The sequence below is a fragment of the Nocardia sp. NPDC049935 genome, from assembly GCF_055586645.1.
Genome location: NZ_JBVJHV010000001.1, coordinates 916,614 through 938,537, shown reverse-complemented (window position 1 = coordinate 938,537; position 21,924 = coordinate 916,614). Strand labels below are relative to the sequence as shown.

Genomic DNA, 21,924 nt, shown 5'->3' with positions numbered 1-21,924 from the left:
GATCAGCCCGGGCGCCGGATCACCCCGCGGAGCGTGGTGTCGCGGACGTGCAGCTGCGAAGCCCGGGTCCCGAGATCGCGGACGATGTTCTCCGGGAACCAGCCGAGGCCGATCACACCGCGCGCGAGCATTTCGTTGGACGGACTGTCCCCGCGGATCTCGCCCGCCCGGATACCTTCGGAAAGCAGTGCTTTCATCTGCCGCACGCGGGTCGCGAACAGCCAGCCCGGATTGGGGGTATCGGGCGGGGACTGCCGCATCCACGCCAGCTGGATCCGGAACTCGTCGCCGAAACGATCGAGCGCGTTCGTGTTGACCCAGCTCAACGCGTCGAGCTTGGCGACCACCGGCCCCTGCGACCGCAGTACATCGGTCCAGCCCACCGCGACCTTCTCGCCGAATGACCGCATGATCGTGGCCAGCAGTTCCTCCTTGGAACCGATCAGCCGGTACACGGTGCCGGTCCCCATCCCCGCGGCGGCGGCGATATCGCGCACCGTGGTGCTCTCGTATCCCCGGCGACCGAATTCCGCCCGGGCGACCGCGCGGATCCGCGCGGTCTTGTCGTCCGGATCGGCGCCGGCCTCGGCCCAGGACCGGACGACCTCGTCGGCCGCGCGGAAGGGTTCCGATTCGTCGAGTTCCGCGTCGGTGGGCGGCCGGGTGGCCAGCCCCTCGAGCAGGATCCGGCACAGCAGGGTCGCCACCCGGTCCGGCGAGCCGTTGTGCCGGATCACGTCCAGGCCGACCTGCAGCATCGACTGGCAGATCCGATCCGCGAGTACCGGCAGATCGATATCCGGTCGCAGATAGCCGCTCCATTTCGCCGCGCGCAACGTCTCCAGCATCGCCTCGAGGATGGCCGTCGGCTGCCGGCGGGTCATGGCGATGAGTTCCGGATTCGCGCTGGGACCCTCGTAGAACGACATCTGCAGCGCGGCGCGGTGGGCGACCGCGCACCGCGCGACGGCCGCGCCGAGATCGGCCACCCGCTCGAACGCCGACCGCGGATCGGGGCCGTTCAGGCGCTCCTGGGCTCGCGCCGCGACCTGGTCCATATCGTCGTGATACCGGCGGAGCAATTCGACGAGAATCGCTTCCTTCGACGCGAAATGGTGGTACAAACTGCCGGGCAGGATGCCGCACGCGTCGGCGATCTCCTGCAGCGAAGTGCGCAGCCCCGATTCGGCGATCAGGGTCGCGGCGGTGCGCAGGATCTCGGTGCGCCGGGAGCCGTCGTCGTAGGAGTGACCGGCGCCCGCGGCGAGCGCCGGGTTCGCCGATCCCCCGTCCCCCTGCTCGAGTGTCACCTGCGCACGCCCCACAACTCCTCCACCACACTGCCCGGCCACGGACCGCACCGGGGCGGCCGGGCCGCCTCCGAGCCCGTGACCACCCGGTTTCCGGCACCCAATATTTGTTCAAAGGTACCAGAGCAGACCCGGCCGGACGGGTCGCACATCGGCCGGCGCGACCCGCCGGGCAGGGCACCGCCGAGGGAGCCCGGTGCGATCGGTCGCCGCCGCACCGGGCGGATTCCTACGGTGACGACGCCGGCAGTTGCTGTGCGAGGTTCAGCACGGTCACGGTGTCGGTTCCGGTCTTCTTCAGCCGTTCCGAGGACCGGAATCCGAGGTCCACATCACCGGCCCGGGCGCGCAGGGCGCCGACCGTCACGTCCTCCTTCTTCAGATGCCGGAACATATCGAAGGAGTACAGCCGCAGCGCGTTCTCGTGGGTGATCTTGTTCACCTCGGCGTCGGGGACGCCGTCCAGATAGCCCGCCAGCGATTCCGGCGCCTGCGGCCAGGTCGAATCCGAATGCGGATAGTCGCATTCCCAGGCGACCATATCGAGGTTCAGCCGGTGCCGGTTCTCGACGCCGAAACCGTCGTCGATGAAACACAGGGCGACCCGTTCCAGGAAGACCTCGCTGGGCAGCCTGCCGCCGAAATCCTGATGGGTCCACGCCCGGTGCATGGTGTAGACCCGGTCCACACGCTCGAGGAAATAGGGCACCCAGCCGATTCCGCCCTCGGACAGGGCGAAGGTGAGGTCCGGGAAGCGGCGCAGCGTGGGCGACCAGATGAGGTCGGCGGCGGCCTGCACGATACTCATGGGCTGCAGCGTGATCATCGTATCGATCGGCGCGTCGATCGAGGTGATGACCACACTCGACGACGACCCGATATGCAGGTTCACCACCGTGTTCGTATCGCTGCACGCCTGCCAGAACGGATCCCAGTGCGGATCGTGCAGCGACGGATAGTTCAATTTGGTGGGGTTCTCGGAGAAGGTGACGGCGTGGCAGCCCTTCGCCGCCACCCGGCGCACTTCGGCGCCCATCAGTTCCGGATCCCAGATCGGCGGCAGGGCCTGGGGAATCATCCGTCCCGGGTAGGCGCCGCACCATTCGTCGATATGCCAGTCGTTGTAGGCCCGCAGCACCGCCAGCCCCAGATCCTTGTCCTGGGCGCGCGCGAAGTACTGACCGCAGAACTGCGGATAGGACGGGAAATTCAGCGCCGCGGCCACCCCGTTGACATCCATATCTCGGATTCGCTCGTGGATGTCGTAGCATCCGTCGCGGATCTCGGAGAGTTTGGTGGGTTCGGCGCCGTATTCGTCCGGCGGGCGGCCGGCGACCGCGTTCAGGCCGACATTGGTGGCCTCCTGGCCCTCGAAGACCCACGCGTCCGTCCCGTCCGCGCGCTGTACGAGTTTGGGCACATCGTTCTTGTATTTGGCCGGAATGTGGTTGTCGAACATATCCGGCGGTTCGACGAGATGGTCGTCGACCGAGACGAGGACGAAATCGTTCATATCCATGCGGCACTCCTTGGTCCTGACCGTCGTGTCGAATCCGATCGGCCCGGGTGACTTTCGAGCTCGTCGACTGCCGGTCGCCTCGAACTGTAGCCGTGGAACAGATATTTGGTCAACGGCGTCGCGCCATTGACGCGCACCGAACGCTCTGGCTACCCTCTGAACAAAAGTTAGGTTCCCTCGCTCGACGCCGCCGGCGACCGGGCGTTGTGCCCACCACGCCACCACCGGACCGCGCTGCCCACGGCACGATCGGCCGGCCGGCGTGGGTGGTTCGAGGAGGCGCTGTATGTCCGAGCCCACCGCCACCGGCGATAGGTCACAGGACGTCAAGGACGCGCAGGCCCGGTTCGACGCCGGGATGGGCGCCGACGGGGACGCGTCCCCGTATCCGCTGTTCACCCGCTTGCGAGCAGCGGGAGCCGTGCATACCGGATGGCCCGAGATGGGGGTGTTCGAGAACCCGCCCGAGGGCCCGCAGATCTTCTCGGCGTACACCTTCGACGCGGTGAAGACCGTCCTCACCGACCACCGGACGTTCAGCACCAGGTGCTACGAGGCCGTCGTGCGCCCCCTGCAGGGGCCGACGATTCTCGAGATGCAGGACCCCGAGCACCGGACCTACCGGAAGTTGCACGAATTCGCCTTCGCGCGCACCGCCATGCGCCGCTGGGAGACCGAACTGGTCCGGCCGCTGGTGGAACGGACCGTCGACCGGATCCGTGACGCCGGACGAGCCGACCTGGTGGAGGAGGTGTTCATGCCCGTTCCGGTCCGCGTGATCGCCGCCCTCCTCGGGCTGCCCGAAACCGATATCTCCGAATTCCACCGGCTCGCCATCGATCTGCTGGGGTTTCATTCCGATATGGACCGGGCGATGCTCGCCTCGGCCCGGCTGCGCGACTATTTCGCCGGTATTCTCGCCGACCGCCGCCGCGTCCCACGCGACGATATGGTCACCGTGCTCGCCGGCGCCGAACTCGACGGCGTGCGGATGTCGGACGAGCAGATCTACGGGTTCATGCGCAATCTGCTGCCCGCCGGCGCCGAGACCACCTCACGATCCACCGCGAGCCTGGCCTTCGGCCTGCTCACCCATCCCGAGCAGCTGGCCGCGGTGGTCGCCGACCGCGGACTGCTCCCCCAGGCGATCGAAGAGGGCATCCGCTGGGAGACACCGCTGCTCGACTTCATGCGGGAGACCACCCGCGATATCGAGTTCTACGGCCGGGCGATCCCGGCCGGTTCGACGGTCGCGGTCAACCTCGGCAGCGCCAACCACGACGAAACCCGGTGGCCGGATCCACAGCGGTTCGACATATTCCGGGAGCGCCGGCCCCATATCGGGTTCGGGCACGGCGCCCACGTCTGCCTCGGTATGCATCTGGCCCGGCTGGAGAGTTCCATCCTGTTCGAGACGCTGTTCGACCGGCTTCCCGGGCTCCGCCTGGATCCGGCGGCCCCGCCACCGTATATCGCGGGCACCTACTTCCGTTCCCCGCCGCACCTACCGGTGGTGTGGGACCGACAGCCCGCGAGACGAGCCGCGGCCACATCGACGACCGGGAGCACGGTATGAGCGCGACGATGGCACTGAGTACCGAGCGGCCGTTCTATCAGCCGGTGGCCAACGAAGTGGCGGTCTTCCGCGCCGCCTGCCGCCAGCGGCTTCCCATCCTGCTCAAGGGCCCGACCGGTTGCGGGAAGACCCGGTTCGTCGAGGCGATGGCCCATGAACTGGACCGCCCCCTGATCACGGTGTCCTGCCACGACGATCTGACGGCCGCGGATCTGGTGGGCCGGTACCTGCTGCGCGGCGGCGATACCGAATGGGTCGACGGCCCCCTCACCCGGGCGGTGCGCGAGGGGGCGCTCTGCTATCTCGACGAGGTGGTCGAGGCCCGCCAGGATACGACGGTGGTCCTGCACCCCCTGGCCGACCATCGCCGTCAGCTGCCGATCGAACGCCTGGGGACGACCCTCGACGCGCATCCGGCCTTCGGATTGATCGTCTCGTACAACCCGGGATATCAGAGCGTCCTCAAGGACCTGAAGGACTCCACCCGCCAGCGCATGATCGCCATCGAATTCGACTACCCGGAAGCCGGACTCGAGGAGACGATCGTGATCGCGGAGTCCGGGGTCGGTGCCGGGCACGCCGCACGGCTGGTCCGGCTGGCCGGGGCCGTACGGCGACTCGACACCGCGACCGTCCGTGAGGTCGCTTCCACCCGGGTGCTCATCTCGACCGCGCGCCTCATCACCGAGGGCCTGTCTCCGCGGGAGGCCGCCCGGGCCGCCATCGCCGGTCCGCTCACCGACGATCCGGTGGCCGGCCGTGGACTGCGCGATCTGATCGACGTCTATCTCGGCGATTCGGAGGAATAACCGACCGGCACCGAAACCGTCCGCCACCCCCGGACGGGTCAGAACAAAAATTAGGTTACCTCGCGTCCCGGTGTCGCGAGCGACCGGAGGAACACGTCATGGCCTACGAGAGCACCGCCGAACCGATAAAGATCGGCTACCTCATGGATTTCCGTCTCCCCGAATCCTTTCCCGAACAGATGCGCGCCGACTTCTCCCTGCCGTTCGAGCTCGTATTCGCCGAAGCCCGGGAGGCCGGCATCCTCGACCGCCCCGTGGAGATCGTCTACAAGGAGGTCGAGGGACTACCCAAGGGCTCGGTCAAGGCGGTGATCGACGGATTCGGCGAACTCGTCGAGGCGGGCTGTCTGCTCGTCTTCGGACCGAACATCACCGACAACTGCGTCGCGGTGAAGGAAGCGATCGAGGAACGTTTCCGCGTACCGGCGGTCTCGGTCACCGGCACCGACGACTGGCTCGGCGAATGGACCTTCTCGTTCCCGCAGGGCTCGATGACCGACGAACCCATCTTCTGGGCCGATCTCCTGGAGCGGGCCGGCCATTGCAGCGCCGGACTGCTCATCGAGGACTCCTTGATCGGTGAAACCTATGCGCGGAACTTTCGCCGGGCGGCCGCCGAGAGGGGAATCCGGATCGTCGCCGAAGCGCCCATCGCGCAGACCGCGCAGGACATCTCCGCGGCCGTGAAAACGCTGCACGGCGCCGGACCCGACGCCATCATCCACTGCGGATTCGGATTCGGGATCGTGTTCATCAATCCCGCACTCGAGGCGCTCGGCTGGGATCCTCCCCGATACACCAGCACGGCTTTCCAGAACGCCTGGGTGAACCCGATCATGTGGAAGGCCTTCACCGGCTGGATCGGGGTCGATCAGTACGACGAGCACAATCGGGTCGGGCAGGCCTATCTGGACCGCTTCGAGCGTCGCTACGGGCGGCGGCCCCAGTACTGCGTTCCGGTGGTGAATCACGATATCGCGCAGACGGTGTTGCGGGCGCTCACCGACGCGCGGCCGCTGAGTCCGCGCGGGATCAAAGAAGCCCTGGAACGAGTGAAGATGCTGCCCGCCGCCGCGGGCGCACCGGGTACCCGGGTCTCGTTCGGGAAATGGACGCGGCGCGGGTGGATGGGCGCGGGGTATCTGGTGGCCCGGCGTCTCGACCCCGACGGCGTGACATCCCGTCTGGTGGACCGCTTCGGATCGGATGCACAGTGACGGCGCGCGAATCCGCCCCCGGGACCGCGGTATCCACCACGGATTCGGCGACCACCCGGCGCAACTACCTCGGCTGGGGTCTGCTCGCGCTGGCGTTGCTGATCATCGCCCTGGTGGCCGCCCACGCCCGCCGCGGCGCGGTATCCGACCGTATCCGCGATCCCGAGGTGACCGGTGCGCCGCGGCCGGTGGAACCGCTGTTCGGATTCGACCACTGGATCGACGTCATTCATATCGGCACGCTGCTCGCGGTCCTGGTGGTGATCGTGGTGTGGGTGCGGATGTTCCGGCGCAACCCACGCGACCCCGTGCTGCTCATGGGGTTCATGACGACCATGATCGTCTGGCAGGACCCGATCATGAACTGGGCGCCGTTCGCCGTGTACAACCCGCAACTGTGGCATTGGCCCGAGGACTGGCCGCTGGTATCGCTGTCCCCCACGGTCGAACCGTTCGTGGTGTTCGGCTACGTGTTGTTCTATCTGGGCCCGTACTTCCCGGCCATCTGGTTGCTGCGCCGGCTCCAGGCCCGCCGCGCGCCGGACGCCTTCGTGTGGAAGCACCCGCTGATCGCCCTGGCGCTGCTCATCCTGCCGATCGGCTTCGTTTTCGACATGATTCTCGAGGTCTCGCTCGTGCGGACCGGGATGTACATCTACTCGCAGGTCATCCCGTTCGGATCGCTGTTCGCCGGATCGACCTATCAGTTCCCGCTGCTGTGGGAATCGCTGTCGGTGACCTTCGTGATGATTCCGGCCGGGGTGCTCATCTATCGCGACGACACCGGCCGGACCGTGGCCGAGAAACTCGCGCTGCGCGCCCGGATATTCACCGGACGCCCGTTCGTGGGGATGGTGCTGGTGATGTTCGTGGTCATGAACGTCTCGTATTTCACCTACGGCGGCTGGTTCGCGGTCATCAAATGGACCCGGGCCGCGACCTCCGTCGCCTGCCCGTGGCCCTATCCCGAGGCGAAGGTGTACGACCCGCAGGGGTTCTACGAGCAGAACGGCGCCCCGGGGCCCTATTCGGTGGGCATCTGGTCGACCTGGATGAGCGCCCAGCCCGACGGCCGGCCAGATGTCGAACCGCCGGCCGACGGCGGACGGTGCGGTGATCCGCGATGAACGAATATCCGACGGTGGTGATCACCGGGGCCGGGCGCGGGTTGGGGCTGGCGTCGGCGAGCCATCTGTACGCCCGCGGCTGGCGAGTGGTCGCGGCGGTGCGATCGGTCGATACGGCGCTCACCGCGCTCCGGACGGCCACCGGCGCCGGTCCGGACGATCCCCGCCTGCTCGGCGTGCGGCTCGACCTGCTCGATCCGGAGTCCGTCGAAACGGCCGCGGCCACCGTACGGGAGCTGGCCGGGATACCGGACGCCGTGGTCCACAATGCCGGTATCGCGGCGGCCGGCATGGTCGAGGAGACGCCGATGGCGCTGTGGCAGCGCATGTTCGCCACCCATCTGTTCGGTCCGGTGGCCCTGACCCGGGCCCTGCTCCCGGCCATGCGCGCGGCCGGGCGCGGCCGGATCGTGCTGATCTCCAGCGCGGGCGGTGTCCGCGGGATGCCGGCGATCGCGGCCTACTCCGCCGCCAAGGGCGCCCTGGAACGCTGGGGTGAGGCTCTGGCGGGTGAGGTCGCACCGTTCGGAATCGGGGTCACGGTCCTGGTGACGGGTGTTTTCGATACCGAGATCATCACCGATGCCGGCACCACCAGTTTCCGCGATTTCACCGGACCCTACCGGCCGCTGCACACGAGTATCGACCGGCGTGGCCGCGCGGCGATGAAGATCGCGAACCCACCCGGGAAGTTCGCCGCCGCGCTGGCGGCGGCGCTCCGGGATCGCAGGCCCTATGTCCGCCGCGCGGTGGGCGCGGACGCCGTCTCGCTGCTGGTGGCCGGCCGGCTGCTGCCCGCCCGGGCCATGCACCACCTGACGCGCCTGGCCATGGGCCTGCCCCGGTTCCGCGCGCTGGCGGCGCCCAACGCACCCGAGGAAGTGAGTTCGAAGTATGAGTGAGACACCTCCGATCCACCACGAATCACGGATGCTGATCGACGGACGCCCGGCCGAGGGTGAGAACGGGACATTCCCGGTCGTCGACCCGGCCACCGAAGAGGTCATCGGCGAGGTGGCCGACGGCTCGGCAGCTGATATCCACCGGGCCGTCGCCGCCGCCCGGCGCGCGTTCGACGACACCACCTGGTCCGCCGACCGCGCATTCCGGGCGCACTGTCTGCGGCAGCTGTCCGAGGCGCTGGCCGGTGAGCGGGAGGCGCTGCGCGAGGAACTCATCCGCGAAGCGGGATGCCCGCGCGCGATCACCTACGGGCCGCAGCTGGACGCTCCCCTGTCGGATGCCTTCACCTTTCCGGCCGGCCTGATCGAGACCTATCCGTGGGAAACGGATCTCGGTGACGCGTTCGTCGCCCTGACCGGCGTGCAGACCAGGCGCAAGGTGCTGCGCGAACCGGTCGGCGTGGTGGGCGCCATCGTCCCGTGGAACTTCCCGTTCGAGGTCACCGCCCACAAACTCGGCCAGGCCCTGGCCACCGGCAACACCGTCGTCCTCAAACCGGCACCGGACACCCCCTTCAACGCGACCCGGATCGGGCGGCTCATCGCGGAACAGACCGATATCCCGGCCGGGGTGGTGAATATCGTGACCGCCTCCGATCACCTGGTGGCCGAAGAACTCACTCTCGCACCGGAGGTCGATCTGATCTCCTTCACCGGGTCCACGGCCGTCGGACGCCGGATCATGGAAAAGGGCGCGGCCACCATGAAGCGGCTCTTCCTCGAGCTCGGCGGCAAATCCGCCACCATCGTCTGTGACGACGCGGATCTCGCTTCCGCCTGCGCGATCGGGATCGCGCCCTGTATGCACGCCGGGCAGGGGTGCGCGAACCCGACCCGGCTGCTGCTGCCGCGTTCGCGCTACGACGAGGGCGTGGCGCTGCTGAAGGCCATGTACGAGAGTGTGTCGCCGGGCGATCCACAGGATCCGGCGACGCTGTGCGGACCGGTGATCTCGGCGAAACAGCGCGACCGCGTTCTGGGCTACATCCGCAAGGGTATCGACGAGGGCGCCACCCCGCTGGTCGGCGGCGTCGAACCACCCGAGGGCCGCGGTAAGGGCTTCTGGGTGCGGCCCACCCTGTTCACCGATGTCGACAACACGATGACGATCGCCCGAGAGGAGATCTTCGGGCCGGTGCTCGCGGTGATCCCCTACGAGGACGACGACGACGCCGTCCGGATCGCCAACGACAGCGCCTACGGGCTCGCGGGCAATGTGATGTCGGGGTCGCTGGACCGCGCGCTCGCGCTGGGCCGCCGCCTGCGGGCGGGCTTCATCGGACTCAACGGCACCACCGGCTACGGCGCGGATGTGCCCTTCGGCGGCTACAAGGCCAGCGGTATCGGCCGGCAGAACGGGAGCGCGGGTTTCGATCAGTACACCGAGATCAAATCCGTCGCCTACCCCGCGAATCAGGAGTGATCGATATGCAATTGTTCGACGATCTGGAAGATTTCGGGTCCTTCGACGATGTGGTGTCCGGGGATGTCCGCGACCCCTACACCGAACTCGCGCGGACCCGGCGCACGCAACCGGTCCAGCGGATCGAGCTGTCCACCATGCCCGGCGACGACGCGCTGCCGCTGTTCATCGCCTACCGGCACGACGATATCCGCCAGATCCTGCGCGATAACGAGACCTTCTCGTCGGCGATCATCATCCAGGCGTTCGGCGATGTGCTCGGCCGCCACGTCATGCTCGGGATGGACGAACCCGAACACGGACGCCACCGGGCGCTGGTATCGAAGGCGTTCGCCCAGAAGGCGCTGGCGAAATGGGAGGACGGGCTGGTCCGCGCGGTCGGCAACCGATTGATCGACCGGTTCGCCGGCGCGGGTGGCGCGGATCTGGTCAAACAGTTCACCTTTCCCTTTCCGACCCAGATCATCGCGGGACTGCTCGGGCTCCCGCGCGAGGATTTCCAGCAGTTCCAGAAATGGTCGATCTCACTGCTGAGTTTCACGATCAATCCGGAACGCGGCCGGGCGGCGTCGGTGGCGCTGGAGGAGTACTTCGCCCCGATCCTGGCGGACCGGCGCGCCGAACCCCGGGACGACCTCATCAGCCGTCTCGCGGTGGCCGAGATCGACGGCGAACGGCTCACCGATCCGGAGATCTTCTCCTTCCTCCGGCTGCTGCTGCCCGCCGGAGTGGAGACGACCTATCGATCACTCGGCAATCTGCTGTTCGGACTGTTCTCCCACCCGGACCAGCTCGAGGCGGTCCGCGCGGACCGGTCGCTGGTCCCGCAGGCGATCGAGGAGGCGGTGCGCTGGGAACCGCCGCTGCTCACCATCACCCGGGTGGCGACCCGCGATACCGAACTCGGCGGGGTGGCGATTCCGGCGGGTTCCTCAGTGATGCCGATGCTGGGCGCCGCGAACCGGGAGGAGGACCGTTACGACGATCCCGATTCCTTCGATATCTTCCGCCCGCCGCAGGCGAACGTCTCCTGGGGGCACGGCGCGCATGTCTGCCTCGGGATGCATCTGGCCCGGCTGGAGATGCGGGTCGCGATCGAGTTGCTGCTCGACCGGCTCCCGGGGCTGCGCCTGGATCCGGCGGCCGAGGATCCGCATATCCGCGGCCAGGTGTTCCGTTCTCCGACCTCGCTTCCCGTGCTCTTCACCGCCGGCGGGAACACCCCCACCGGAAGCGCGTCCCGCGGCTGAGCCGGTCTCCGACAGATCTCAGGAGGACCCATGTCCGAATTCGAGTCGGTCGATTATTTCACCGACGCCTCGCTGATTCCCGATCCCTACGGCTATTTCGACTATCTCCGCGATCGCGCGCCGGTACTCCCGGACGGGCCGGGCGGCGTGGTCACGATCACGGGATACGCGGAGGCCCTGGCGGCGTACCGCGATACCGCGTTCTCCTCCTGCAACGCGGTGGTGGGCCCGTTCGCACCGCTGCCGTTCACGCCGGAGGGTGACGACATCACCGACCTGATCGAAGAACATCGTGACGGAATCCCGATGGCCGAACACGTGGTCACCATGGACGCCGACCGGCACCTCCGCACCCGGGGACTGCTGAGCACGCTGCTCACCCCGAAGCGGTTGAGCGAGAACGAAGATTTCATGTGGAAACTCGCCGACGAGCAGATCGACACCTTCCTGCGCGACGGGCGGGCCGAATTCCTCTCGGGGTACGCGAAACCGTTCTCCATGCTCGTCATCGCCGATCTGCTCGGCGTGCCCGAGGCCGACCATCGCGAGTTCCGCGCCGTACTCGGCGATCAGCTCGTCGGCGAACTCGACGGCGAACTCGCGCACAACCCGCTGGAGTGGCTGGACGAGAAATTCCGTGGCTACATCACCGCGCGGCGCGAGCAGCCGCGTGCCGACGTCCTCACCGCGCTCGCCCGGGCCCGGTACGCCGACAGCGCGGTGCCGACGGTCGAGGAAGTCGTCAAACTCGCCACCTTCCTGTTCGCGGCGGGCCAGGAGACGACGACCAAACTGCTCAGCGCGGCGGTGCGCAATCTCGCCGAGTACCCGGATATCCAGGAGCAGGTGCGGGCCGAGCGCCATCTCGTCCCGGCCTTCCTCGAGGAGACACTGCGGCTGGAGAGCCCGGTCAAAAGCCATTTCCGGATGGCACGGACGAGCACCGAGATCTCCGGGTGCCCGATCGGAGCGGGTACGACGGTGATGCTGCTGCCCGGTGCGAGCAACCGCGATCCGCGGAAGTTCCCGCACCCGGAACGGCTCGACGTGGACCGTCGCAACGCCCGCGAGCACATCGCGTTCGGCCGGGGCGCCCACAGCTGCCCCGGCGCCCCGCTCGCCCGCGCCGAGGCACGGATTTCGATCAACCGGCTGCTCGACCGGATGGCCGGGCTCCGGATCGACGAGACCCGGCACGGGAAAGCGGGCGCGCGCCGATACGACTACGAGCCGACGTTCGTCATGCGGGGACTGTCGGCGCTACACGTGGAATTCGATCCGGTGCTGTGACCCGGATGCGGGAGCCGAGTCCGGGCTCGGCTCCCGCATCCGGGCCGCGGGCTATGGCGCACTCGCGGAGTATTCGGCCACGAGGCGCTCCCCCACCTGTTCGAGATACTGGTCGGGTCCTCCGAGATAGGCACTCCAGCCCAGCAACCGGCGCAGGTACAGATGGGCATCGTGCGCACTGGTGTAGCCGATACCGCCGAGCACCTGGATCGCCCGGTCGCCCACCGATGCCAGGCATCCCGAGTACGCCTTGGCATGCAGGACCGCACCGGATCGGGACCGGGCGTCGGCGCTGTCGGCGGCCCACAGTGCGTACAGGGCGCCGCCGTGCGCCAGTTCGACGATTTCGAACATATCCACGCACAGGTGCTGGACGGCCTGGAACGACCCGATCGGACGGCCGAACTGGTGCCGCGCTTTCGCGTAGTCGACGACCAGATCGGTGACGGCGCGCGCCGCGCCCACCGCGTCGGTGGCGCGCGCCGCGAGCACATCGTCGCGCACCGATTCGAGATCACGGAGACCACCGGCCGCCAGCGGCACCGCGGGAGCGCCGGCGAGCTCGACGTCGAAGCAGCGGCGGGTGATGTCCACGGCCGGCCGCGCGCACACGGTGACGGCGGGGTCGGTGGTCCGCACCGCGTACAGTCCGATCCCGTCCGCACCGGACTCCCGCGGCCCGGTCCCGTCCGGGTCCTCCGCGAACACCAGCAGTACATCGGCCGCACAGGCGTCCGGTACGGCTTCCAGCCTTCCGCGCAGCACCGGCGCCCCGGCGGTATCGGTGTCCACCCGGGGTCGCCGCTGGGCGGGGTCGAGCGGGCCCACGGTAGCGATCACCGATCCGGCGGCGATGCCACGGAACAGGCCGGCGGCGGATTCCCCGGCGCCGAACCGGATCAGCGCGCGCGGCGCGGCCACCGCGGTCGACAGCCACGGGCCCGAATACAGCGCGGCGCCCAGTTCTTCGAGTATCACGGCCGTATCGGCCAGCGGTACCCCGGCGCCGCCGTACTGTTCGGGCACCAGCGCACCGGTGACCCCCAGCCGGGCCAGCCCCTGCCAGACCGCGTCGGTGGTGCCGCGCGGATCGTCCAGGAGTGGTCGCAGATGGCCCGAGACGCTCGCGTCCCTGGCGAGGAAGGCCCGGAGGGCGTCGCGTAGGGCGGTGAGTTCTTCGGTGGGTTCGAGATTCATGACCGTGGCAGTCCCAACACTCGGCCGGCGGTGACGTTCTTGTTGATCTGCGTGGTGCCGCCCGCGATCGTCAGCGACCGCGTCGCGAGGCGATGGCGGCTCCACCGGGGGTCCGCGTCGTCACCGAGGAGGTCGTAGGCGGTCGCGGCGAGCTCCTGGCCGATCTCGCCCCAGACCGTTTTCGCGAGACTGGCCGTGGCGGTCGAGTCGCCGCCGTGCAACTCGGCGGAAATGGCGCGGCGGCACAGCATTTCCAGGTAGGTGATCCGCACCGACAGGCCACCCAGCCGGCACCGGGTGACGGGGTCCTCCAGGATCGGGCGGCCCATTTTGTGCACCGCGGCCAGGGCCGCCACGAGATCGGCGAGCAGGACCTGCTGTTCGGCGTAGAGCCGCGCGGCGCCGGCCCGCTCATGGGACAGCGTCGTGGTGGCCACCTGCCATCCGCCGTCGCGCGGGCCCAGCATCGCCGCGGCCGGGACGCGGACACGGTCGAAGAAGATCTCGGCGAAATCGGCCTCACCGGTCAGGGTCACCAGTGGCCGGGCCTCGATACCGGGGAGCGTCATATCCACCAGGAAGCAGGTGATGCCGCGATGTTTCGGCGCCTGCGGATCGGTGCGCGTGTAGAGCTGGCACCAGTCGGCGCGGTGGCCCAGCGAGGTCCAGACCTTCTGCCCGTCGATGACGAAATCGTCCCCGTCGGGGACCGCCCTGGTACGCAGCGCGGCCAGATCCGATCCGGCCTCCGGCTCGGACATACCCTGGCACCAGATATCGTCGGCGCGCACCATCCGCCGCAGGAACCGGTCCTTCTGGTCGTCCGTGCCGTAGCGCATGATCGCGGGAGCGATATTGTTGATGCCGATCACGTTGAGCGGCATCGGGACCCGGGCCCGGGTGGTCTCCTCGGCGTAGACGAGTTGTTCGAGAACCGTCGCGCCGCGGCCGCCGTAGCGGGCGGGCCAGGCCACCGCGCCCCAGCCGGCGTCGGCCATGGTCGCGTTCCATTTCCGGAGGGTCTCGAACGCGGTGTCGTCGGTGCCGCGACGGGAACCGCTGTCGACCACCTCGGGGGTCATATTCGCCGCGAGCCAGGACCGGAGTCCGGCCCGGAAGCGTTCGGAATCGGGTGGATACGAGAAATCCATGGTTCTCCAGCCGGCGACCGCGTTGACCAGTGCGGGTACGAACCCTATCGTGGAACAGATATTTGGTCAACGCGTATCCACCGCGGACCGCGGCCGGACGGCGGGAGTATTCGTGAGCGACTGCGCAGACGAGACGGACGACTCGGCGGGGCTCGGCCTGCTGGCCCGCGCCCTGGCCGGCCGGGCGATCGGGGTCGCGAGCACCGCACCGGGCGAGCCGAGCTGGACCGACGGCCGATACGTCTACCTGGACCCCACCGCGTCGCGGCGGGACCGGCGGTGGTCGCTGGCAGTGCATTCCTGCCTGATCGGCGCGGGCGGTCTCGACCCGTCCGTGCTGCGCGCGCTCGGCCGCAAACCGGGACCGGCCGGCCGGTATCTCACGGTCGAAGGGCACCGCGCGCTCCTGGCCCATGCGGCCGTCCTGCCTCCCGACCTCCTGGAACCGATCGATCGCGAGGTCGCCGCGCTGTCCGGCTGTGCCGCCGAATCGCTGGCCGTCGCCCGCGGAGGCGCCCGGTTGCCCGACGCGCCGCCGTTCTTCGGAGTGCTTCGCGCCGGTTCGGTCCGCCGCGACGATCCGTCCGCACCACTCGCCGGTGGAAGTCATCGCCCGCGTTCCGCCCGGGCATCGGGCGAGCCGGCGGAACTCGACGAGACCGGCCCCGGCGACGATCTCCCCGACCCGTTCTCCAGTCCGATCGGCGGCGGTGGATTCCTCGGTGGCCTGCTGCGCCGGCTGCTGGGCGCGGGCCGCGACGGTGGCCGCACCGGTCCGCCCGGCGCCGAATCCGCCGGGTACCGTGGCCGGCCGCGGACGCGCGGTGCGGGGGCGGTGACCTCGAGCGCGACTCCCCCGGCCGGCGGCGCCCGCCCGGAGGATCACCGGCCCGGGACGCATCTCTACCCCGAATGGGATATCCATCGGCGGCGTTACCGGCAGCGGTGGTGCACCGTCTCGGAAACCGAACCCGATCCGGGTCCGGACGCACGGCTACCGCACTGGGACCGTCCGGGTCTGCGGCGCCCGCTCGCCCGGCTCGGCACCGCCCCCGCACAGGTGCGCAGACAGCCACGAGGCGACGATCTCGATATCGACGCGGTCGTGGCGTCCCGGGTGCAGATCCACGCCGGATCGGCGCCGGAGGACGCCGTCTACCTCGACTCCCCGCGCCACCGGCGTGACCTGTCCGTGCTGATTCTGCTGGATATCTCGGGTTCGGCCGCCGAACCCGGCGGCGACGGGCGCTCCGTCCACGACCACCAGTGGGCCGCCGCCGCGGCGCTGACCGCCACCCTGCACGAACTCGGCGACCGCGTCGCCCTCTACGGTTTCCGTTCCCAGGGCCGCGCGGCGGTCCATCTCCTACCGGTCAAACGATTCGACGAACCCTTCGCGCTGCGCGCGCGACAACGCCTGCAGGGCCTGGAACCGGGGGCGTATTCGCGGCTGGGCGCGGCCATCCGGCACGGTGCCTCGGTACTGCGCAGCGACGGCGGGACGGCACGGCGGGTGTTGCTCGTACTGTCCGACGGGCTGGCCTACGACCACGGCTACGAACGCGGCTACGGCGCCGCCGACGCGCACCGGGCGCTGACCGAAGCGCGGGCCGACGGGATCGGCTGCGTCTGCCTGACCATCGGCGCGCCCACCGGTGACGCCGAGCTGGCGGCGGTCTTCGGCGCCGCGGCGCACGTCACGGTGCCCGGCAGCGACCATCTCGCCGGGGTCGTCGGCCCCCTGTTCCGCCGGGCCTTCGCCGCCGGGGGCGGCCGGCGGTGATCCCGCGGGCGGTGGACCCGGCGCCGAATCCGGCGGCCTACCGTCCCGCGACCCGGACGGTGGGACCGCCCACCCGCTGGAACACCTCCCGCAACGCCCCCAGCACGTCGGCGGTCTGATCGTCCGGGCTACCGCGCGTATGCGCCGCGACGGTGAAACCCGGGCCGAACGACGCCGAGGCAACCTCCGGCGGCGGCAGATCCGACCAGCCCCATTTGGTGCCGCGGACGCCGGGCAGGGTCGCGGTACCCCAGTTCTGGGCGGTCCCGTCGGCGGCGGTCGGCGGGGCCGTGGCCATCCACTGCAGAATGGGCGAACCGGGGTCGGTGGACTGTTTCGCCGCGAGGAAATCGGCGAGGTCGGCGCTACTGGTTGTCGACATCTGCCATCCCGGACCGGGCGCGGTCCGGTCCAGGCCGTACTCGGCGGCGACGGCGGCGATCGCCTCCGGGTACTTGCCGGCGATCGCGTCGGCGGCGGCATCGTCGGATACCCGGATCATCCGCTCGGCGCAGGCCCGATCCGCGGCGGAACCGTCCCCGTGACGCAGGGCGTAATCGGCCAGGTACAGCTTGGACATCGACAGCGCGCTGCGCGATTCGTCCGCGTTCGCGGTTTCCCACCGGGTACCGCCCGGACCGCGCAGCGCGATCGCCGTCCGGTCCGGCACGCTCTCGGCCGGGACGACCACCGCCCCCGGCCCGGATCCCGGGCCGGCCACCGCCGGCACCCCGACCACCCCACTGCAGGCCGCGGCGACCAGTGTCGCCGCCATCACGGTCCGGTAGCTCACGGCCTCTCCTCTCACCGTCGGCAGCCGCGATATACCCACTTTTCCGCGCGCGAACAGCAGCGAGTGCCCGGCCTGTCGGGGAGTGGACCGGCGGCTACAGCCCTCCGTGTGCGGCGAGGACCTCGAACGCCACCTCGGCACCGCGCCACAGCGCGTCCATCTCCGCGCGTACCGCGGGCGCCGCGGCGGGGTCCTGCAGTGCGAGCCCGTTGGCGAAGATGATCACGTTGGCGCCCGCGTCGGCCAGCCGCAACAGCGGACCGGAGGCCACCCCGGCGCCGAGTACGGCGTCCAGACCCTCGCCGAGGAAGTAGAACCGCCACAGCGGGCCGAGGTCCGCCCCGTATACCGCGTCGGTGATATCGACGATCAGGAAACCGTGACTCGCGATGGCGTCCACGATGCGGAAATGATCCCCGGCATCGGCCGGGACGGCACGGGTCGCAGCCACCGATTCCGAGAGGTCGATCGTGAGATGGGCGTTGTAGCCCGCCATCGCCACCCGGGCCGGGGACAGCTCACACTGCCGGGCGAGCCGGAAATAGTGGTCCCAGTGCGGCGCCACCGGCGCACCAGTGAATTCGGCGTGCACATTGCGCAGGTACCGCAGCAGGAGGTCGAGACTGACGCGATGCGCCCATTCGGGGTTGTCGAACGCGGCCGGATCGCGCTGCAGCGGCATCACCGCCGCGTATTCGACGGCGTCGAGCCCCACGGCGAACAGCCCGCGCCGGTCGCGGTATCCGACCAGGATCTCGGTGATCCGCCGATTCCGTTCGACAGCGCGTTCGAGCCGCTGCGCGGCCGGCCCGGAAGCCTCGTCGGCCAGCGCCGAGGTATCGGACAGGGCAGCGATCTCGGCGGCGGATTCGGCCGGTATCGGGGCGCCGCACGCACTACCGGGTTCCGCGGCGGTCGCCGGCGCCGGGGCGGTCACCGCGCAGACGGCACACAACAGACCGGCCGCGACGCCGGCGTACGACCACCGGCGCGCGCGTGACCTCAGCGCCGCGGAGTCGCTGTCGACCACAATGCCCACAGCACCAGCAGCGGCTGGAACAGCAGCCGCGCGAACCGCAGCTCATCGGTGTCGAGCCGGAAGGCCGACCGCTTCCCGCGCCACTGGGCGATATTGCCGGGGAATACGGCGACGAAGAACAGCGCGGTGATCCGGCCGAGCCGCACCCGGTCCCGGGTGAGCACCGCCAGTCCCGCACCGAGCATGATCTCCACCCCGCCCGATGCCATGACCACGCCGTCCTTGTCCAGTGGCACCCAGTCGGGTACCTGGGCCCGGAAATCCTTCCGGGCCCAGAACAGGTGGCTCGCCCCCGCGAAGATCAGCGCGGCGGCGAGCAGCAGCCGGGCGGCGGTGCGGAGACGCGTGGTGGGTGGCGGCGGCGGTGGTGCGGTGCTGTCGGCACTGGCCATAGGCGGCAGCGTACCCGCGGCGCCGGGACACTTCCGGCGCGGCGGCGGTCGTGTCGCCCGGGACTTCCGGCCGTCCCGGTCCGGCCGGGCGGAAACGGATGCCACATCATTGCCGGTTCTCCCGGCCATCGCCCAGGGCAACACGCCGGACCGACCGGGCCGAACACCGGAAATCCCCGGACCTGCGTACTTCGGCACCGAGCCCGGGAGCACGGGGCCGGTTTGCGGAACAACTGCCCGACCCTATAAAACGGAGTGCGAAAGCGCAGTGCCACAGCGGACGTCACGGGTGAGGCCGGTGGTTCCCGGCAGGCCCGACGGATCCGTCACCTGGTCGGGTAGACCCGTTCCGAAGGAGTCGTCATGGTTCTGCCGGTGTCCTGGACCGTATTCGAGTGGGGAACCCGGTTGGTCGTGGGTGGTGTGCTGATCGCCTGGGGTCTGGCGATGCTCAATTCCACCGCCGCCCGGCGTGAGATCTGGTTCGCCGCATACCAGCTGATCCCCGCCCGGCTGGTGCGACCGGTCGCGCTGCCGATTCCCGCGTTCACGCTCCTGGCCGGAATACTCCTGCTGGCAGGTGCGTTCGGCATCGCCGCGACGATCGCCGCGGGTACCGTGCTCGCGGCGGTCGTCGCCGCCCCGGTGGTCGCCCGGGTACGCGGGCGCACTCTCACCGGCGGCAGCTTGCACCGGCTCCGGCCGCTGCTGTCCCGCTACGCCGTACTGCGCAACGCCCTGTTCCTCGTCGCCGTCGTCGTCACCGGACTCCGCGGAACGACCGCTCCGGCGCTCGGCGCCCGGGAGGTATGGCTCCAGACGGCCGCGGTGACCGCGATATCGGTGACCACGGTCGCGATCACCGTCGTCCACCGCGCGCGGCGGCAGCGCCCACGGCTCGCTGCCACCGCCTGAGCGAAAGGGAGGTTCTATGTTCACTCGCCGCACCATGTTCCGCTATTCCGGGGCGGGCGCGCTCGCCGCGCTCGCCACCGCGGTGTTCCCGGAATTCGCCCGCGCGCAGGCCCCCCGGCCCGGCCGGCCGGATCGCGGCGACGGATCGCGGACCCACGGTGACGCCACCTACGGCTACCAGGTGTACGGGTACGACACGTACGGATACGGCTCGGCCCCTTACGGTTACGGGGCCGGGTAGCGTGACCCGCATTCACGACGGCCGGGCCGGGACCTCGCACCGCGCCGCCCGGCACGCGCCGAATCCGCGCCGGCGCTTCGGTATCGCGCCGGTGACGATCGTCGGCGAGTTCGCCGCCGACGGTGGCCGGCCGGCCGCCAACGAATATCTGGCGCTGGGTCTGCACGAGGCGGGCGCCCGGGTGAACGTGGCGCCGCTCGATCCGGAACCCGCCGGCTGTTCCGCGCAGTTCCTGGCCCTGGCGGAGAAGTCCTCGGCCCGCGTGGACGGCCCGGTGCTCTTCTGCGGATGGCCCGGCGCGCCCGAGCCGGACTGTCTGCGGGGCACCGACCTGTTCATCCGGACCACCTGCGAGAGCTCCCGGATCCCCGAACACTGGGTGCGGCAACTCGACCGGGCCCGAGCCGTGATCGTGCCGAGCCGCTATGTCGCCGAGGTCTTCCGTTCCTGCGGGGTCACCGTGCCCGTGCACATCGTCGCGGCCGGAGTGGATACGCGGATCCATACGCTGCGGGAACGCCCGGTACGCCGGGGGCTCACCACCCTGATGGTGGGCATGATGGAGCCGCAGTCGGCGAACTACCGTGAGGGGATCGCCGCCTGGCAGGAAGCCTTCCGCGGTGATCCCGCCGCGCGGCTGATGATCAAATCGTGGCGCGGCTGGCCGGACTGCCATACCGCCGCCGACCCGCGGATCCATATCGAAACGGTGACCGGGCGGACCCGCGGTGACGCGCGGTGGTACGACACGGCCGATGTCGTACTGGCCCTGGGCAACGAGGGGTCCCCGACCGTCGCGCTCGAGGCCATGTCCACCGGTCTGCCGGTGATCGCCACCGATTCCGAGGGGCACGCCGATCTCTGCCGCGAGGCCGCCGACCTGGTTCTCCCCGTCGAACCGGCGACCTGGCGCCCGTACCGGCATCCCTACGGGGAGACGTCGCACGGCGCCGTCGCCGTTCCGGACACCGGCGATATCGCCGCCCGCCTGCGCTGGGTGGCCGGGCACCGGCTGGAGGCGGTGGATATGGGCCGCGCGGCGGCGCGCTGGGTCCGTGAGCATCGCGATATCCGGCGTTGCGGGCCCGATGTGCTGGCGGTCATCGAGGAACACCGCCGTACCCGGCGCGCGCTGCGATCCGGTGGCGCGGCGGCGCGGACGGGGCGGGTGCGCCCGGTCCCGGCCCTTCCCGAGCCGCCGGTTCTCGCCCGCGAGCGCACCCTGCGCGCGGGTGACCCGCCGGTGTGGAGTCTGCAGGACCGCTCCGCGCCGATCGGAGTCGTGACGTTGTGGACACCGGATATCGCGCACTGGGCCCGCCCGCACGCGGAGGACAAATACGCCTACTGCGCCCGTCACGGTTTCGCGTTCTACGGATATGCCGGGGTCTTCACCTCCGCCCGGGCGCCGCACTGGTCGAAGATTCCCGCCGTACAACGGCATCTGAGCGAGCACGACTGGATCTTCTGGACCGACGCCGACGCCGCCATCACGAATTTCGATGTGGATCTGCGTGATCTGTGCGACGACGACTACGACCTGATCGTCACCCACGACGAACTCGGGCTGAACTCGGGCAGTTTCCTGTTGCGCAACAACGCCCGCGGTATCCAGCTGCTGCGCAGTACCTGGCGGCACGAGGTATCGGCCCTGTTCTACGAGCAGACCGCGATGACCCGCGCGATCGCCCTGCAGCCCGAACTCCGGGTCAAGGTGGTGGCGAAACGGGCGATGAACAGTTTCTGGAACGAGCATCGTCCGGGCGATTTCGTCGTCCACGCCGCGGGCCAGCCCACCGATGCCAAGATCGCGCTGCTCGAGGCGTTCCGGGCCGATGCGGTGGGCCGGACCCGGACGGCCGGCCGTCATCGCGAGGGCCGGTCCGCCCGGTAATTCGAATCGCCTTCGCTTTAATCATTCCGGGGTGCC

At 69.7% G+C, this 21,924-nt stretch carries 19 protein-coding genes; 12 read left to right on the top strand and 7 right to left on the bottom strand.

What is annotated here, in order from left to right:
- Window positions 1–2 precede the first annotated feature (2 nt).
- Both ACZ6SF_RS04375 and ACZ6SF_RS04370 read right to left on the bottom strand, forming a co-directional pair.
- On the bottom strand, window positions 3–1,310 hold the full coding sequence (locus ACZ6SF_RS04375) for a TetR/AcrR family transcriptional regulator (protein WP_466060550.1): 1,308 nt from the start codon (window positions 1,308–1,310) through the stop codon (window positions 3–5).
- 229 nt (window positions 1,311–1,539) lie between these two features.
- Window positions 1,540–2,829, bottom strand: coding sequence for an amidohydrolase family protein (locus ACZ6SF_RS04370; protein WP_466060549.1), 1,290 nt, complete (start codon window positions 2,827–2,829; stop codon window positions 1,540–1,542).
- Between the two features lie 286 nt (window positions 2,830–3,115).
- Here ACZ6SF_RS04370 and ACZ6SF_RS04365 point away from each other — a divergent pair, with 286 nt between their 5' ends.
- From ACZ6SF_RS04365 to ACZ6SF_RS04330, 8 genes are all read left to right on the top strand, one after another.
- Complete coding sequence (locus tag ACZ6SF_RS04365) at window positions 3,116–4,405, top strand: cytochrome P450 (protein WP_466060548.1); 1,290 nt, start codon at window positions 3,116–3,118, stop codon at window positions 4,403–4,405.
- The gene (locus ACZ6SF_RS04360) at window positions 4,402–5,214 is read left to right on the top strand and encodes an AAA family ATPase (RefSeq protein ID WP_466060547.1); all 813 of its coding nucleotides are present in this window, start codon (window positions 4,402–4,404) and stop codon (window positions 5,212–5,214) included. The genes ACZ6SF_RS04365 and ACZ6SF_RS04360 overlap by 4 nt, the downstream gene beginning before the upstream one ends.
- 98 nt (window positions 5,215–5,312) lie before the next feature.
- Window positions 5,313–6,431 (top strand): ABC transporter substrate-binding protein, encoded by a 1,119-nt coding sequence (locus tag ACZ6SF_RS04355; RefSeq protein WP_466060546.1) that lies wholly within the window; start codon window positions 5,313–5,315, stop codon window positions 6,429–6,431.
- Window positions 6,428–7,558 (top strand): spirocyclase AveC family protein, encoded by a 1,131-nt coding sequence (locus tag ACZ6SF_RS04350; RefSeq protein ID WP_466060545.1) that lies wholly within the window; start codon window positions 6,428–6,430, stop codon window positions 7,556–7,558. The genes ACZ6SF_RS04355 and ACZ6SF_RS04350 overlap by 4 nt, the downstream gene beginning before the upstream one ends.
- Window positions 7,555–8,460 carry an SDR family oxidoreductase gene (locus ACZ6SF_RS04345; RefSeq protein WP_466060544.1) on the top strand — a complete coding sequence of 302 codons (906 nt, stop codon included), beginning with the start codon at window positions 7,555–7,557 and terminating at the stop codon, window positions 8,458–8,460. The genes ACZ6SF_RS04350 and ACZ6SF_RS04345 overlap by 4 nt, the downstream gene beginning before the upstream one ends.
- Before the next feature lie 28 nt (window positions 8,461–8,488).
- Window positions 8,489–9,943, top strand: coding sequence for an aldehyde dehydrogenase family protein (locus ACZ6SF_RS04340; protein ID WP_466061334.1), 1,455 nt, complete (start codon window positions 8,489–8,491; stop codon window positions 9,941–9,943).
- Window positions 9,944–9,948: 5 nt separating this feature from the next.
- Window positions 9,949–11,193 (top strand): cytochrome P450, encoded by a 1,245-nt coding sequence (locus ACZ6SF_RS04335; protein WP_466060543.1) that lies wholly within the window; start codon window positions 9,949–9,951, stop codon window positions 11,191–11,193.
- A gap of 30 nt (window positions 11,194–11,223) precedes the next feature.
- On the top strand, window positions 11,224–12,483 hold the full coding sequence (locus ACZ6SF_RS04330; RefSeq protein ID WP_466060542.1) for a cytochrome P450: 1,260 nt from the start codon (window positions 11,224–11,226) through the stop codon (window positions 12,481–12,483).
- 51 nt (window positions 12,484–12,534) lie between these two features.
- Here ACZ6SF_RS04330 and ACZ6SF_RS04325 read toward each other — a convergent pair whose 3' ends face one another.
- Window positions 12,535–13,680 (bottom strand): acyl-CoA dehydrogenase family protein, encoded by a 1,146-nt coding sequence (locus tag ACZ6SF_RS04325; protein WP_466060541.1) that lies wholly within the window; start codon window positions 13,678–13,680, stop codon window positions 12,535–12,537.
- Window positions 13,677–14,831 (bottom strand): acyl-CoA dehydrogenase family protein, encoded by a 1,155-nt coding sequence (locus ACZ6SF_RS04320; RefSeq protein ID WP_466060540.1) that lies wholly within the window; start codon window positions 14,829–14,831, stop codon window positions 13,677–13,679. The genes ACZ6SF_RS04325 and ACZ6SF_RS04320 overlap by 4 nt, the downstream gene beginning before the upstream one ends.
- A 112-nt stretch (window positions 14,832–14,943) precedes the next feature.
- Between ACZ6SF_RS04320 and ACZ6SF_RS04315 the strand changes: the two genes are divergently transcribed.
- Entirely contained in the window at window positions 14,944–16,614 is a 1,671-nt protein-coding gene (locus tag ACZ6SF_RS04315) for a nitric oxide reductase activation protein NorD (protein WP_466060539.1), read from the top strand.
- A gap of 37 nt (window positions 16,615–16,651) precedes the next feature.
- On the opposite strand, the gene ACZ6SF_RS04310 is transcribed toward ACZ6SF_RS04315, so the two are convergent.
- The 3 genes from ACZ6SF_RS04310 to ACZ6SF_RS04300 form a co-directional block, all read right to left on the bottom strand.
- On the bottom strand, window positions 16,652–17,407 hold the full coding sequence (locus ACZ6SF_RS04310) for a hypothetical protein (protein ID WP_466060538.1): 756 nt from the start codon (window positions 17,405–17,407) through the stop codon (window positions 16,652–16,654).
- A gap of 94 nt (window positions 17,408–17,501) precedes the next feature.
- Window positions 17,502–18,446 carry a DUF5995 family protein gene (locus ACZ6SF_RS04305; RefSeq protein ID WP_466060537.1) on the bottom strand — a complete coding sequence of 315 codons (945 nt, stop codon included), beginning with the start codon at window positions 18,444–18,446 and terminating at the stop codon, window positions 17,502–17,504.
- Window positions 18,410–18,838 (bottom strand): DoxX family protein, encoded by a 429-nt coding sequence (locus ACZ6SF_RS04300; protein WP_466060536.1) that lies wholly within the window; start codon window positions 18,836–18,838, stop codon window positions 18,410–18,412. Before ACZ6SF_RS04300 ends, ACZ6SF_RS04305 begins: the two co-directional genes overlap by 37 nt.
- A 363-nt stretch (window positions 18,839–19,201) precedes the next feature.
- Here ACZ6SF_RS04300 and ACZ6SF_RS04295 point away from each other — a divergent pair, with 363 nt between their 5' ends.
- Genes ACZ6SF_RS04295 through ACZ6SF_RS04285 form a run of 3 tightly spaced genes read left to right on the top strand, consistent with a single transcriptional unit; the run spans window position 19,202 to window position 21,888 of the window.
- Entirely contained in the window at window positions 19,202–19,753 is a 552-nt protein-coding gene (locus ACZ6SF_RS04295) for a MauE/DoxX family redox-associated membrane protein (protein WP_466060535.1), read from the top strand.
- Window positions 19,754–19,769: 16 nt separating this feature from the next.
- Window positions 19,770–19,994, top strand: a complete 225-nt coding sequence (locus ACZ6SF_RS04290) for a hypothetical protein (RefSeq protein WP_466060534.1) — start codon at window positions 19,770–19,772, stop codon at window positions 19,992–19,994.
- Between the two features lies 1 nt (window position 19,995).
- Complete coding sequence (locus ACZ6SF_RS04285; RefSeq protein ID WP_466060533.1) at window positions 19,996–21,888, top strand: glycosyltransferase; 1,893 nt, start codon at window positions 19,996–19,998, stop codon at window positions 21,886–21,888.
- Window positions 21,889–21,924 lie beyond the last annotated feature (36 nt).